The sequence below is a fragment of the Faecalibacterium sp. Marseille-P9590 genome, assembly GCF_017377665.1.
GTDB lineage: Bacteria > Bacillota > Clostridia > Oscillospirales > Ruminococcaceae > Faecalibacterium.
This window is the reverse complement of sequence record NZ_JAFREF010000004.1, coordinates 249060-263400: the sequence shown is the minus strand read 5'-3', so window position 1 is coordinate 263400 and position 14341 is coordinate 249060. Positions and strand designations below refer to the sequence as shown.

General features: G+C 59.4%; 12 protein-coding genes, 3 tRNA genes and 2 pseudogenes. 7 read left to right on the top strand and 10 right to left on the bottom strand.

Features of this window, described 5'->3' with window-relative positions; translation table 11 throughout:
- Positions 1-84: 84 nt before the first annotated feature.
- From J3349_RS07415 to recG, 3 genes are all read left to right on the top strand, one after another.
- Positions 85-159: transfer RNA gene (locus tag J3349_RS07415), tRNA-Cys, on the top strand.
- Between the two features lie 143 nt (positions 160-302).
- Positions 303-488, top strand: a complete 186-nt coding sequence (locus tag J3349_RS14055; protein WP_242699562.1) for a hypothetical protein — start codon at positions 303-305, stop codon at positions 486-488.
- A 98-nt stretch (positions 489-586) separates the two neighbouring features.
- The gene (gene recG, locus J3349_RS07405) at positions 587-2647 is read left to right on the top strand and encodes an ATP-dependent DNA helicase RecG (protein ID WP_207676951.1); all 2061 of its coding nucleotides are present in this window, start codon (positions 587-589) and stop codon (positions 2645-2647) included.
- A 37-nt stretch (positions 2648-2684) separates the two neighbouring features.
- Here the strand turns inward: recG and J3349_RS07400 are convergent, their stop codons facing one another.
- Positions 2685-3377 (bottom strand): metallophosphoesterase family protein, encoded by a 693-nt coding sequence (locus tag J3349_RS07400; RefSeq protein ID WP_207676950.1) that lies wholly within the window; start codon positions 3375-3377, stop codon positions 2685-2687.
- Positions 3378-3552: 175 nt separating this feature from the next.
- Here J3349_RS07400 and J3349_RS07395 point away from each other — a divergent pair, with 175 nt between their 5' ends.
- Both J3349_RS07395 and J3349_RS07390 read left to right on the top strand, forming a co-directional pair.
- Complete coding sequence (locus J3349_RS07395) at positions 3553-4908, top strand: D-alanyl-D-alanine carboxypeptidase (RefSeq protein ID WP_207676949.1); 1356 nt, start codon at positions 3553-3555, stop codon at positions 4906-4908.
- 107 nt (positions 4909-5015) lie between these two features.
- A tRNA-Tyr gene (locus tag J3349_RS07390) sits at positions 5016-5101 on the top strand.
- Between the two features lie 757 nt (positions 5102-5858).
- Here the strand turns inward: J3349_RS07390 and J3349_RS07385 are convergent.
- The 6 genes and pseudogenes from J3349_RS07385 to J3349_RS07360 all read right to left on the bottom strand — a co-directional run.
- Positions 5859-6065, bottom strand: a pseudogene (locus J3349_RS07385) (FAD-binding protein); the annotation flags it as partial.
- A gap of 70 nt (positions 6066-6135) precedes the next feature.
- Positions 6136-6355: pseudogene (locus J3349_RS07380) on the bottom strand (DUF6061 family protein).
- Between the two features lie 270 nt (positions 6356-6625).
- Positions 6626-6712, bottom strand: a tRNA-Leu gene (locus J3349_RS07375).
- A gap of 225 nt (positions 6713-6937) precedes the next feature.
- Positions 6938-8257: an SLC13 family permease gene (locus tag J3349_RS07370; RefSeq protein ID WP_207676947.1), complete on the bottom strand. Its 1320-nt coding sequence runs from the start codon at positions 8255-8257 to the stop codon at positions 6938-6940.
- Positions 8254-8988: a response regulator transcription factor gene (locus J3349_RS07365; RefSeq protein WP_149793662.1), complete on the bottom strand. Its 735-nt coding sequence runs from the start codon at positions 8986-8988 to the stop codon at positions 8254-8256. The genes J3349_RS07370 and J3349_RS07365 overlap by 4 nt, the downstream gene beginning before the upstream one ends.
- A complete protein-coding gene (locus J3349_RS07360; RefSeq protein ID WP_149793661.1) occupies positions 8978-10054 on the bottom strand; it encodes an ATP-binding protein in 1077 nt (358 codons plus the stop codon). Before J3349_RS07360 ends, J3349_RS07365 begins: the two co-directional genes overlap by 11 nt.
- A 172-nt stretch (positions 10055-10226) precedes the next feature.
- Between J3349_RS07360 and J3349_RS07355 the strand changes: the two genes are divergently transcribed.
- Both J3349_RS07355 and J3349_RS07350 read left to right on the top strand, forming a co-directional pair.
- Positions 10227-11249 carry an aminotransferase class I/II-fold pyridoxal phosphate-dependent enzyme gene (locus J3349_RS07355; protein ID WP_207676946.1) on the top strand — a complete coding sequence of 341 codons (1023 nt, stop codon included), beginning with the start codon at positions 10227-10229 and terminating at the stop codon, positions 11247-11249.
- Positions 11250-11351: 102 nt separating this feature from the next.
- Complete coding sequence (locus tag J3349_RS07350; protein WP_207676945.1) at positions 11352-11870, top strand: PTS glucose transporter subunit IIA; 519 nt, start codon at positions 11352-11354, stop codon at positions 11868-11870.
- 47 nt (positions 11871-11917) lie between these two features.
- On the opposite strand, the gene J3349_RS07345 is transcribed toward J3349_RS07350, so the two are convergent.
- From J3349_RS07345 to J3349_RS07335, 3 genes are all read right to left on the bottom strand, one after another.
- The gene (locus J3349_RS07345) at positions 11918-12559 is read right to left on the bottom strand and encodes a hypothetical protein (protein ID WP_207676944.1); all 642 of its coding nucleotides are present in this window, start codon (positions 12557-12559) and stop codon (positions 11918-11920) included.
- Between the two features lie 94 nt (positions 12560-12653).
- Entirely contained in the window at positions 12654-13589 is a 936-nt protein-coding gene (locus tag J3349_RS07340; RefSeq protein WP_207676943.1) for a GTP-binding protein, read from the bottom strand.
- A gap of 127 nt (positions 13590-13716) precedes the next feature.
- Positions 13717-14289 (bottom strand): carbonic anhydrase, encoded by a 573-nt coding sequence (locus J3349_RS07335; RefSeq protein WP_207676942.1) that lies wholly within the window; start codon positions 14287-14289, stop codon positions 13717-13719.
- Between the last annotated feature and the right edge of the window lie 52 nt (positions 14290-14341).

Here is a 14341-nt window from a genome sequence, read left to right as displayed (position 1 = left end):
GAGCGCCACCTTGCCAAGGTGGAGGTAGCGAGTTCGAGCCTCGTCGGCCGCTCCAAATGGAGCAGCAACAGTTGCTCCGAATATGGTGACGTGGCCAAGTGGTAAGGCAAGGGTCTGCAAAACCCTCATCCACCAGTTCAAATCTGGTCGTCACCTCCAAAAGATTCCCGGGTGCTGAGGCATCCGGGATTTTTTTGTTGTTTTGCTCGTTAAATAATCTACTTATGTGAAAAAGCTTGTCTCCCCTCTTCGCTCTGTGCTATGCTAAAAGAGTCAGCAAAGAACCGGCTAAGAGTCTAGTGGTGCTCTGCATCGTTTTGTTCAGCACCCCCATTGAGAGCTATATGAGCTACGCTCTCAACCGCATCTTCGACACCGCCATTGGCGTCATCGCAGCGCTGCTGGTCAACTACTTTCTGCCCCGGCCCCGGGTCGTTTCTCTCTGGGAAGGGTTCAAAGGCTCGTTCAAGAAAGACAGTAAAGTCTGAATGCTTTTCCGCGCTCCGCTCCGGCGGGGCGCTTTTCTTTTGCCCTCTGCCGTGATACAATGGGCATACTATCATTTTCCCTGAAAGGAGGCCGCGCCATGCCTGCCGAACTTCACACCACCCTCACGCCGGACACCCCGGTACGCTATCTCAAGGGCGTCGGCCCCAAGACTGCCGAGCGGTTCGAGAAGCTGGGCATCCTGACCCTCAGCGACCTGCTCTGCCACTATCCCCGCCGGTATCTGGATTTTTCAAAGCCCTACTCCATCGCCGAGGCCCCCGCCGACACCGAGTGCGTCGTGAAGGCGGAGGTGTTTGCAAAGCCCGGCGGGCGCATCCTGCCGGGCGGGCGGCGGATGGAGCGAATCACCGCCGGAGACGATGTATCCAGCCTCGAGATCACGTGGTTCAATAATCCATACGCCGCCCAGAAGCTGGAGCTGGGGCAGGAATACTATTTTCAGGGCATCGTGACGGGCGGGATGCTCCGCCGTCAGATGGTCAACCCGCAGGTGCGCACCGACGCGCAGGTGAAGTCGTCGCCTTTCGAGGCCGTCTACCCCCAGACCGAGGGGCTGACCAGCAGCACCATCGCCAAGTGCGTCCGCCAGCTCCTCCCCCACGCGGAGCTTCTGCCCGACCCGCTGCCCTCCGAGATGCTGAAAAAATACCGTCTGCTCTCCAAGGCAGACGCCGTCCGGGCCATCCACTGCCCCGCCACGGAGGAGGAAGCCTTTGCGGCGCGGCGGCGGCTCATCTACGAAGAGCTTCTGGTCTTACAGCTGGGCATCGGCCGGATGAAGAACCACGGCGCGGCCTCCACCGGCGCGCCGATGAAAAAGGCCGACGCCTCCCCTTTCTGGGAGTCCCTGTCCTTCTCTCCCACCGGCGCACAGCGGCGGGCCGTGGAAGAGATCCTGACCGACATGTCGGGCGAAACGTCCATGAACCGCCTTTTGCAGGGCGACGTGGGCAGCGGCAAAACGCTGGTGGCTGCTGCGGCCATCTGGGCCTGCATCCGGGCCGGGTATCAGGCCGCACTGCTGGCCCCCACCGAGATCCTGGCCAGCCAGCACGCCGAGAACCTGAACCGCCTGCTCTCCCCCTTTGGGATGCGGGTGGCCCTGCTCACCGGCGGCATGAAAGCCGCCGCACGGCGCACCACCCTCGCCGCCATCCGGGACGACGAGGCCGACCTCATCGTAGGCACCCACGCCATCCTCAGCGAGGGTGTGGAGTTCGCCCGGCTGGGTCTGGCCGTCGTGGACGAACAGCACCGCTTCGGTGTGCGCCAGCGGGGCCTGCTGGCCGAAAAGGCCGCGAATCCCCACCTGCTGGTCATGAGCGCCACCCCCATCCCCCGGACGCTGGGGCTGCTGATGTACGGCGACCTCGACATCTCCATCCTCGACGAGCTGCCGCCGGGCCGCAAACCCGTCAAGACCCGCTGCATCACCGGCAAAAAGCGGGCTGACCTCTACGGCTTCCTTGATAGAGAAATCGATTCCGGACGACAGGTGTATATCGTCTGCCCTGCCATCGAGGACGCGGGCGGCAGCGGCCTGAACGCCGTCAAGAGCTACTATGAGGACATCGCAAAAGCCTATCTGCCGGACCGCCGGGTGGGCCTGATGCACGGCAAGCTCAAGCCGAAGGAAAAGGCCGAGGTGATGGATGACTTCAAATCCGGACGTCTGGACGCCCTCGTGTCCACCACCGTCATCGAAGTCGGTGTGGACGTGCCGAATGCGACGGTCATGGTCATCGAAAACGCCGAGCGGTACGGCCTGAGCGCACTGCACCAGCTGCGCGGGCGTGTGGGACGCGGCGCGGCAGAGAGTTGGTGTTTTCTCGTCAGTGACAATGCCTCCGAGTCGGTGCAGAAGCGGCTCAAGTTCCTCTGCTCCACCTCAGACGGCTTCGCCGTGGCGCAGTACGACCTCGAGACCCGCGGCCCCGGCGACTTCTTCGGGAGCCGCCAGCACGGTCTGCCGACCTTGCAGATCGCCGATTTGATGAACGATACCCGCACCCTCCACGCGGCCCAGAGCGAGGCTGTGGCCCTTCTGGCCGAAGACCCGCTTCTCGAGCGGCCCGAACACGCCCTGCTGGCCCGTCAGGTGGAGCAGATGTTCGACAAAGCCGGAACAATGAATTGAGTAACGAAAAAGGACTGCCCGCGGCAGTCCTTTTTCGTTATCTTCTCTTCCACCACGGCTTCTTCTCGCCGATGCTCACTACATCGCAGAAGAGGCAGCGGCTCTTGGTAGAGAGCTGCACATCCTTGTGATGGCAGCCGAAGAACCATTTCTCGTAAGTCGTTTTCATAACGACCTTGTCGAGGAAGAGGTGCAGCCGGTTATTCTCGCCCTCTGCCAGCACACTAAAATCCAGAAATTTGCTTGGCGCATCGTGGGTCAGCACATAATCTACCTGCCAGCCGTTTGCTTCCAGCGCGGCCTCGCAGCGGGCGTATTCCTCGTCCGAGGGCATCTCCTGCGGCCACCAGTTGACGTGGACTTCCCGCTCTTCCTTGTCCGGGCTTTCCGCTCCGCCGAAGCAGAGGTACTTCTTCCCTTCCAGTTCCAGTACGCTGCCCCGGCAGACGTGGTACACATTGCCTCCCAGCGGCTGCACCAGCCCGCCGAACCGCTCCTCGGTGGGGTACTGTTCCAGCAGGTCATAGTTCTCGTGGCTTCCATCGAGGAAAAGGATGGTGTAAGGCCGTTTGCGCAGCCAGTTCAGATTCTTCTGCTCGGCCTTGCTGCCGTCCCACACGAAGCCGAAATCGCCCAGCACAACGACAAAATCGCCCTTTCCGGCCCGGCGCAGCTCCCCGTCTTTGAAGCGGTCCAGCTCGCCGTGGGTGTCGCCCGTAAGATATACCATCCTCTGCCTCCTTTTGCGGAGTGTGAAATCGCCCCAAAAGCCTTGTCACGCCCCGCCAAACCTGTTATTATAAAGTATAAGGCCCTTCGCTGAGCCTGTTTTTGTTCCGTAAGAACGGACAGCACATTTTGTCCGATACTCTAATATATTATCGCTTTTTGAGGAAAATGTCCACATGAAACGTATCGTCACCCTATTTCTGAGCCTTATCCTGCTGCTGAGCTGCCTGTGCGCGCCGGCTTCGGCCATGTTCGACCCCAGCCTCTTTTACGAGGCGCAGGCCAAGAGCGCCTATATCGTCAACACCGACACCAACATCATCGTCTACGACAAGGACAGCTCCCGTCAGGTGCCTGCCGGGGGTCTGACCAAATATATGACCATCGCGCTGCTGCTGACGAATTACGCCGACCAGCTCGACAACACCTTCCAGATGCCCTTCGCCATCTCGGATTACGTCCACAACAGTGATAATGCCGATATGCGCTCCAATGAGACCTTCACCTACCGGGAAGCTGTCTACGCCATGCTTCTGCGCAACGCCAACGAGGCCGCGATGGGCCTCGCCTATAGTCTTTCGGGCGGCGACCTTGCAGGCTGGGTGAGCCAGATGAACACCCTTTCCCAGCGCATCGGCACCACCGGAAGCACCTGGACGGACGCCTGCGGCCTCGACAGCGGCAATGTGACTACTGCCGTGGATATGTACCTCATCCTACGGTATCTGATGAGCTTTGATGCCTTCGTGGACATCTCGTCGGCCCCCGCCTTCACCATGCCCGCCAAGGAAAAGCACACCAAGAGTTTCGTGCTGCTGAACCAGAACGTCGCCCTCAACAAGACCAGCGGCGGCAGCTTCTACCGCAAGTCTATGCAGGGCGGCATGTGCGATGTGATGGCCTATAAAAACGACCACGGCGACCAGAGCTATGTTTCGTGGGCCAATCAGGACGGCTCCACCTATATCTTCTGCATCATGCAGAGCCCCGACACCTGTGACACCTACGGTTACGCCAACCGCCGCCCGGCCCTATACGAAACGACCCGCCTCATCGACTGGGTGTTCCAGAGCTTTTCCATCCAGCCTGCGCTGGACACCGACCTTGCTCTGGCAGAGATCCCCGTGAAGTATTCCTCCGACACCGACACCCTCAAGCTCTACCCCGACAACAGCATGATGACCCTGCTGCCCTCTTCGGGCGACGGCACCGTGACCCAGAAATACTTCCATCTGCCCGACTATGTCTGCGCCCCCGTCCAGCAGGGCGATGTTGTCGGCACCGTGGAGCTGAAGCTGGCCGGCGAGACCATCGGCATGGTCAACCTCATCGCCGGGCAGGACGTGAGCCGGAGCAGCCTGCTCTACTCTTTCTCGAAGCTGCAGGAGTTCTTCGGCAGCCTCTACCTCAAGGTAGTGCTCGTCGTCAGCGCCATCTGCGCCATCATCTATGTGGCGTGGGTCCTGCTCAACTCCCCCCGCACCCGCCATTCCTCCAAAAAAGTCCACCGCTATGGCCGTCCCCGCGACTGAGCTGTGCGGTCAGCTTCTTTTCTGAAAAAGCTGTAAAAAGCAGTTGACAAATACGCCCCCAAGTGGTAATATATATAGGCAGTCTGTGACTGCGAAAAACTGTATATGGGCGTGTTCCCGAGTGGCCAATGGGGACAGACTGTAAATCTGCTGCTTTTCAGCTTCGGTGGTTCGAATCCACCCGCGCCCACCAAAAATGCTCAGCGTATGAAAATACGCTGGGCTTTTTGTTTTATAAAAAACTGAAGTTTCACTTTCTAGGGTGGATTCGAACAGCTGCGGCCCGGCGCTTTGCGTCCCGCCGGGCAAAAACAGCCTGCTAGGCTGTTTTTAGCAGCGTGGCTTGCGTAATCCACCCGCGCCCATGAAAAAACCGCTGGTGTAGAGATACACTGGCGGTTTTCTTTTGCACAAATGTCAGACTCACATAGGCGGGTGGATGAGAACAGCAGCGGAGCCGACTGCAACGACGACGAGCGCCGCCAGCGGCGGAAGCAGCGAGGAGTTGTTGGGGCCGCGGCCAGCGATACGCAAGCAAGGCGCAGCGGATGCTGGGTGCCGCAACCCGTCCGCCTGCGGCGGAAACAGGGAGGCGAGGCTGGGGCAGCGCTCCGATTTTTCAAGGCCCCGCCAAGGGGTTGCAGAAAAATCGGCAAGCGCAACTCGTAAGGCCCGCCGCTTCGCGTCCCGTCGGACAAAAAGGGGCTGTTGCAAAATGGCGTAGACAGCTCTAGTAAGACTCAAAAATAATCGTAAAATCGAATAACACAAAAAAGCAAGTGCATCACATCTCCATCAAAAATTTTTGATTTTTGAGAAAAAGTGTTGCACTTGCTTTAATTTTAGAAAAATACAGTCAAAATTCTTTCGTTGTACCGTTTGAAAACAGGGCGTTGTATTTTGCAACAGCCCTGTCTATTAATTTTTATTACCATGGCTCTTGTTTGCGCTTAATCTGCTGTGTAAACCGAAGCGTTGTTATCCGCGATCCGGCCAAACACAACAAAGTCGCACACGGCATTACCGCCAATGCGGTTGCCGCCATGCACACCGCCGGTAGTTTCGCCAGCGGCATACAGACCGGGAATAACATTTCCCTGCGTATCAAGAACCTCTGCGTCTGCGTTGATCTTCAGACCGCCCATAGTGTGATGGATTCATCAAGTTGATGGAACAGGTATAAGAAAGCGCAGGAACATTCTCAAAATGCTCCTGCGCTTTCTTTGCTTAATCTTCTAATCCATGGCTACCGGTCACATTCCCCAAATATTTCTCCGGATCACTGTTCAAAATCAAATCCACGTAGCCCAGCGGGTCGTTATAGATAAGGTAGTCCAGTTCCGTCTGCTGCGCCATAGTCACATCCAGTACATCCTCGACCCCGGTGCAGCAGCTCCACGCAGCCGTTGTCCATGTTGAAATGGCAGGCTCTTGCATCGTACTTCATGTTTGTGTCCTCTCTGCCTTACGGTACCTTTACAGTTGTAACCTTTGTGATACGGTCTTTCTTCTGATAAGGTTTCGGACACACAGCCGTTTGGAACAAGCCGGAGCTTGTCGGGGCAAGGCCCCTCCATCTTGCTTGCGCAAGACCGCTCTGCCGCTTAAAAGCCCCACTGGGGCTTTCATTGCTGCGCAACCGCGGCATTCTCATTTCCGAAGAAAACAAAAATCCGAACCCTTCTCCTATCGAGAAAAGGTTCGGATTTTCATTGTTTGGTGCGGATAAGAGGACTTGAACCTCCACCGAGTTGCCCCGATTAGAACCTGAATCTAACGCGTCTGCCAATTCCGCCATATCCGCATATTCTGTTTTGTTCGCTGCCGTTCGGCTCGGAACGATAGTTATTATACCACGGAAAGCGGGAAAGTCAAGCGTTTTTTCAAAAAAGTTTTTGCATTCTTTTCCGCATATTTTATCTTGCGTCCCTGCGCGCAAAAACACAGGCATCTGCCCCGGTGATGCCTACTGCCGGGGCAGATGCCTGCCAGACCACGCTTCTTATTTTGCAGTTTTTCCTGAATTTTCTCAGATGCCCCAGAACAGCCAGAGGCTCCCCGCCCCCACGAGGACCGCTGCCAACGTGAACGGCACACCGATGCGCAGGAAGTCCCGGGTACGAACAGTCTCACCGTTCTTGCGGAGAATACCGATGGCCGCGATGTTGGCTGACGCGCCGATGGGGGTCAGGTTGCCGCCCAGCGTCGCGCCGGTAAGCAGACCGAAGTAGAACAGCTCCGGCTCAATGCCCGCGCCGCCGTTCATGAGGGCGGCGACGCCCTGCACCACCGGCAGCATAGCCGCCACATAGGGGATGTTGTCGATGAAGGCCGACAGCCCCACCGACGCAACTACCAGCAGCAGATAAAGATGCAGCGGCTCGTCTCCGGCTGCGGAGTGGAACAGCTGCGCCGCCGCGTCGATGACTCCCGCCCTGCTCACTCCTTCCAGCAGAATAAAGAGGCTGAAGAGCAGCAGCAGGGTGTCATAGTCCAGCGCCCGGAACGTCTCGGCCAGCGGCTTCAGGGAGCGGCTGCGCCAGCAGGCGCGGGCGGCACCGAAGAGGCACAGCCCCATGCAGACGAGCCCGCTGCGCAAGGTATAGAGCAGATGCAGCACGCTGCCAGAAGGCTCAGGCAGGAAAGACGCCGCGATGAGCAGACCTACCGTCAGCAGGAGAAGCGCCGTGGGGACGTCGTCCTCCACCTCCGTTTCCACCGTGACATGGACGGGCTGGCGCTGGTCCCGGAACAGCCAGAACAGCACCCCCAGCGAGGCCAGCGCTCCCAGCTCCACGCTCCAAAAGATGCCGGGCCGCCCCTCCATCCAGAAGAAATCGAAGAAATTCATCCCCGCAAAGCCGCCCAGCAGGATGCTCGTGGTGTCCCCCACCAGCGTTGCCGCGCCCTGTAAATTGGACGACACCGCAATGGCGATGAGCACCGGCACCGGCGACAGTTTCAGCCGCCGGGCGATGGCAAGCCCTACCGGAGCCACCATCAGCACGGTGGCCACATTGTCCACAAAGGCACTGATGAACCCTGCCAGCAGCGCCAGCACCGACACGGCCCACCGGACATTCGGCACATGGGCAATGAGCTCTTCGGCCAGCCGGGCGGGCATCTTGCTCTGGATAAAAAGAAAGACCGTACCCATCATTCCCGCCATCATCAGCAGGACATTGAAGTCTACGGCCCGAGCGGCGTCCGCCAGCGTGAAATCATACACGCCCAGCTTTCCCAGCAGCAGGAACGCCCCGGCCCCGCCCAGCGCGACCCAGGGGCGGTACTGCTGCACCGCCAGCATCAAAATATAAAACAGGACAAACAGGCTCAGCGCCAGTGTCATTTCGTCTCCTCCGCAGGTTCCAGAGGCTTTGCGTCTTCTTCTATCATCCGATAGCCGACGCCAAGCTCGTTGAGGATATAAGTATTGCTGCCCGGGCGGCTGCCCAGCTTTTTGCGGATATTGGCCATATTCACCTGCAGCTTCTTGGTGCTGCTGGCGTCCGTGTCGCCCCAGATGGCCCGGACGATGGCCGCATAGGTCATCACGCGCCCGGCGTGCTCGGACAGGAAAGCCACGATGTTGTACTCCGTCTGGGTCAGGCGAACCTCCTGCCCGTCCACGAACACCTTGCGGCGCTCGTAGTTGATGGTGAGGCCCTGTGCGCTGAACACCCCGCCGGGCAGACTGCCGCCGCCATAGCGGTTCACCCGCAGCGCAGCCCGCACCCGGGCCAGCAGCTCACCGGTGCCGAAGGGCTTGGTGATATAGTCGTTGGCACCAAGGTCGAGGGCCTCGATCTTATCCTGCTCGGTGGTGCGGGCCGACAGGACGATGATGGGGGTCAGATACTTCTGCCGGATGGAGCGGATGGCGTCCAGACCGTCCCGATCGGGCAGGCCGAGGTCCAGGATGACGAGGTCCGGGTTATAGGAGATGAACATGGTCATGCCCATCACGCAGGTCTGGGCCACCAGCGCCTGATAGCCGTTGGTCTCCAGCAGGGTCTGGATGAAGCTGCAGATGTTCGCCTCATCCTCGATGATAAGTACCTTGAATTTATTATTGCTCATCCTCTGTTTCCTCCGTATCCACTTCTTCGGTCTCCAGCCAGAACCGGATGGTCGTACCCTCGCCGGGCGTGCTCTCGGCCTTTATCTCGCCGCCGTGGGCTTTGATGATGGCCGCGCACACCGACAGCCCGATGCCCATGCCGTGCTTGCCGCCCGACGAGGTATCCTGCGTCAGGGTCGTGCCGGTGAAGAGGGTCTTGAGCCGCTCTTTCGGGATGCCGCAGCCGTTGTCAATGACTTCAAACACCGCCCGCTGCCCCAGCGTGAACACCCGCAGCGTCAGGCAGGTCATCCCCTTGGCGTGGAGCACCGCGTTTTCTAAAAGGTTCGTCAGCACCTGCTGGATGAGCATGGAGTCCATCGGGATGACGATGAAGTCATCCGGAAGCTTTACTTCCACCGGTACGCCGGGGTGGAGCTTCTGGAACCGCACCAGCACCGTATCCACCAGCTCTTCCAGCACGGTGGGCGTCTTCTGGATGGCGACGCCGTCGGCGTCGATGCGGGTGACGGAGAGCAGATTTTCCACCATCCGGTTGAGCCACTGGGCGTCGGCACAGGCCTCGGAAAGGAGCTTTATCTTCTGCTCCCGGCCCAGCGAGTCGTAGTTGTCGATGACCGTAGAGCAGGACCCGTAGATGGACGTCAGCGGGGTGCGCAGGTCGTGGGAGACAGCCCGCAGGAGGTTGGCCCGCATTTTCTCTGTCTCGCTCTCCATCCGCAGCTGCTCCTGCTTTTTGATGCGGGTGGTCAGGGTGCTCGTCATAAAGGAGACCACCAGCATCACCACGCCGGAGAAGATGTTCTCCGGGATGGTGAAGTTGAAGGCAAAGTAGGGCGTGCGGAACGCGAAGTTGACCGCCAGCACGCTGATGACCGAACCGGCCACGCCCCACCAGTAGCCGTCGGTGTACATGGAAACAAAAAACACCGCCAGCAGGAACACCATCGAGGCCACACCGTCGATGCGGCCGCTGATGAACTGGATGAGCGTCACACAGGCGAACGCCCCGATGAGCGCCGCCAAAAGTACCCAGACGTCCTTTTTCCGGAGCATCTGCTTCATTTGCTGTCCCTCCCGATATATATTCGGTTATACTGTAAAAGTATACCACAAATAAATTAAAGATACAGCAAAGGGTGGGCATTTTTCCGTGGTTCCAAAGGGTTGACAAAAGTGCGTTCCTGGCTCACAATAGAATCATCTTCTTTATCGTAATAAAGGAAAGGGAAAGAATATGCTGTATTTTGAGAACGACTACTGCGAGGGTGCGCATCCCGCCATCCTGCAGAAGCTGACGGAAACGAACTTCGAGAAGGTGTCCGGCTACGGCACCGACCCCTACTGCGCCAGCGCAAAAGAGAAGATCCGCGCCGCCTGCGCCTGCCCCGAGGCAGACGTCTTCTTCATCTCCGGCGGCACCCAGGCCAACTCCATCGTCATCGCCTCCACGCTCCGCCGCTGGGAAGGCGTCGTCGCCGCCGCCACTGGCCATGTGGCCGGTCATGAGGCGGGTGCCATCGAGTTCACCGGCCACAAGGTCATCGGCCTGCCCCAGAAGAACGGCAAGCTGGATGCCGCCACGGTGGAGGATTTCTGCAAGACCTTCTACGCCGACTCGAACCACGACCACATGGTCTTCCCCGGCATGGTGTATATCTCCCACCCCACCGAGTACGGCACCCTGTACAGCAAGGCTGAGCTCGAGGCCCTGTCCGCCGTCTGCCACACCTACCATATGCCCCTCTTCGTGGACGGCGCACGTCTGGGTTATGCGCTGGTGAGCGAAGGCACCGATGTGACCCTGGCAGACCTCGCCAGGCTCACCGACGTCTTTTACATCGGCGGCACCAAGGTGGGCGCACTCTGCGGCGAGGCCGTGGTCTTCCCCCACGGCGCACCGGCCCACTTCATGACGATGGTCAAGCAGCAGGGCGCTCTGCTGGCCAAGGGCCGCCTCATGGGCATCCAGTTCGACGTTCTCTTCACCGATGACCTCTACACCCGCATCAGCCGCAACGCCATCGAGACGGCCAACGCCCTCAAGAAGGGCCTCGCCGCCAAGGGCTACCGCTTCTTTATGGACTCCCCCACCAACCAGCTCTTCGTCGTGCTGGAAAACACCCAGCTGACCGCGCTGGAAGGCAAGGCAAAGTTCGGCTTCTGGGAGAAGTTCGACGACAGCCACACCGTCGTCCGCATCGCCACCAGCTGGGCTACTAAGATGGAAGAGATCGAGCAGCTCATCGCTCTGATGTAACTGCCAAAACTTTTCCCTCCATTTTATGCGAAACGCCGGTTGCTTTTGAGGCGTCAGTATGCTATCTTTGAAAGAAACATGAGTGGAAGGAAGGTTTTCTCTATGGGCTTTTTGGACAGGCTCTTCGGCGGCAGGGCAAAGACTGCGGAAGAGACGCGGTTCCCCGGTGAAAAGATGGTCGTCAAAGCCCCCATGGACGGCATCGTTCTCCCGCTGGAACAGCTCCCGGACGAGACGTTCGCCGCAGCCATCCTCGGCCCGGGCTGCGGCATCGAGCCCACCGGCAGCACGGTCTACGCTCCCTTCGACGGGAAGGTCACTTCCATCGTCCCCACCCTCCACGCTATGGGGCTGGAAAGCACCGAGGGCATCGAGCTGCTCATCCACATCGGGATGGACACCATCGCCCTGCGGGGCAGCAGCTTCACCCCGCTGGTCAGGGAAGGACAGGCCGTCAAAGCCGGAACGCCCCTGCTGAACGTGGACCTCGACGCCATCCGCGCCGCCGGGCTCTCCACCGAGAGCGCCGTCATCGTGACCAACGCCGACGACCTGCCAAAGCTCCATATCATCGCGGGCGGCATCGTCTCCACCGGCACGCCGCTGTTCAAATTCGAGTAAGATACAAAAAAGACATCTGCCATCGGCGGATGTCTTTTTTGTTATGCTCATGCTTTTTCGGGCTTATACTGCAGGACCCGCTCGGAGACAAGGCCGTTGAAGAACTGGATGAAGGGTCCGAGGCAGAACGCGCAGATGAGGGTACCCAGACCCACAAGACCGCCCAGGAGCCAGCAGAGCAGGGCGCAGAAGGCGTCGGTGAAGACGCGGCAGCCGAAGTACTGGAAGTGCGTGTAGTCCCGCAGACCCAGCGAGAGGTAATCGTAGGGCGCAATGCCGAGGTCAGCCGTCTGGTAGAGGGACGCGCCCAGCGCCGTCACAAGGACGGCCAGCACCACCCACACCAGCTGTTCCGGCAGGGACGCTGCCGGGCCGAAGGCCGCGGCAATGGGGTCGTAGAAGAAGGTTACGATGAACCCCATGCCGATGCCGTTGACGAAGGTGCCAAGGCCGATGTACTTGCGCCCGAACCAGAATTCCAGCGCAAAGAAGAGGATGTTGGTGGCGACGTTCTGCACGCCCAGCGAGATGCCCAGCAGCTCGGCAAGGCGCATATTCAGCGCGCTGATGGAGTCGTTGCCGAGATGGGACTGCTTGAAGAGGGCGATGCCCAGACCAATAATGACAATGCCCACCACCATGCCCACGATGCGGCGGGTGGTCGGCTTTTGGGTGGTCGAAGTGCTCATGAAACGGCCTCCTGATTTATTTTTCTCTATTATAACGCTGCAGGAGGGTCGGCGCAATCAATATTGCACAATGATCTGTTTCATTGTGGAAAACTCATTGTCTCAAGTCTTCTTCCAGCCGGGCCTTGTCCAGCCCCTCGCCGATGACGATGAGCACCTGCTGTCCCTGCGGGATGGGGGCCGCCGTCAGACCGGCGGCGGCAGCATTCAACTCATACCACTGACCATCATCCTCCACGAAGCCTTTCACACGGAGGACATTTCCGCAGGCGGGATCGGTGAAGAGGGACGGGATGTTCTTTTCCAGCTGAGCACGGGGCAGACCCAGCTCGAGGAAGTAGGCCGAGGTGAAAGCATCGTGCGCGTCGAAGTGAAGCTTTTCGCAGCTGGCCTGCCGGTAGCCGCACTTTGCGATGCGGGCCATATCGTCGCCGGTCAAATCGGCCCAGTCCCTCGCAATGATCTCCTCCGGGCCGAACTTCCGGGAGCACTTGCAGGCTTCCAGCGCACGGGCCAGATGGGCTTCTGCCCCCTGCTTCTGCGCGTCAGAGGCCAGCTGACAGCGGCTCAGGAGGACACTGCCCGCCCATGCACTCTCGGAAGCGAGGATATATTCTGCCTGCGGGGAAAGTTCTTCCGGCAGAAGGGCATCCACGATGGCGATGACATTGCCCAGCTGATACCAGCAGTCCAGCGGCTCGTCCCGCAGCACGTCGAAGAACTCGTCCACGTCAAAGATGCCGCTGGGCTCCACGATGACCCGCTCAAAGCCCCGCATGGCCATGGAGATGAGCTTTGTCCGCATCCGGCGCTGGTGGGTGTCGCAGTCGCAGCCGCCGCTGATGGTCTCCAGCTCCACGCCCTGCGCCTCGAGGTCCTGCAGGAGCATGGCGTCCACGTTCACCGCGCCGAAGTCGTTTTCCAGTACACAGACTTTGACGCCCTGCCCGGCCCACCATGCTGCGTATCTGCGCAGGAAGGTGGTCTTCCCTGCCCCGAGAAATCCCGTGATCAAATCTACCTGTACCATATTCCGTCCCTCCGTCGGTTTCTTTTTCCGCTGTCAGTATAAGCGAACGAGGCCGGATTGTCAAACAGAGGAAACGGCCCTTTCCCGGTCTGGGAAAGGGCCGTTCCGCCGCAATGCTGGGAGTTCCTTACAGGAATTCGACGCTGCCGTCCTCGATGTGGTACATCGCACCGACGACCCGCAGGCCCGTTTCCTCCTCGATGTTATGGATGCACAGGCTCTTTTCGATCTCCTGCACACTGTGCCGGACATTGAGACAGCTGGCCTTGTAGGTGTCTGTTTCATCCCCGATGGCCTTCTTGATCTCGTCCGTGATGTAGCGGATATAGCCGGAGGGCTCGTGGTTGATGGCGGCATCCACCGCACCGCAGTGGGTGTGCCCCAGCACCACCACCAGCCGACAGCCCAGATGGCCGGCAGCGTACTCGATGCTGCCCAGCTGGTGGTCGTCGATGATGTTGCCCGCCAGCCGGATGACGAACAGCTCACCGATGCCCGCCGAGAAGATGTTCTCCGGGATGACCCGGGAATCCGAACAGGTGACGATGATGGCGTAGGGCGACTGGCCCTTCGCCCAGGTAGACATCCGGATACGGCGGGAAATATCGCCGCTCCCGTTTTCCGCGTTCAGGTATTTCAGATTGCCCGCCGCCAGCTTGTAGATGGCATCGGCCGCGGTGCAGACTGGGGTCTCACGCATTGCAGCAGCCTCCTTGGGAAAAAGTGGTAAAAAGTATCCTGCAAAAATGCCC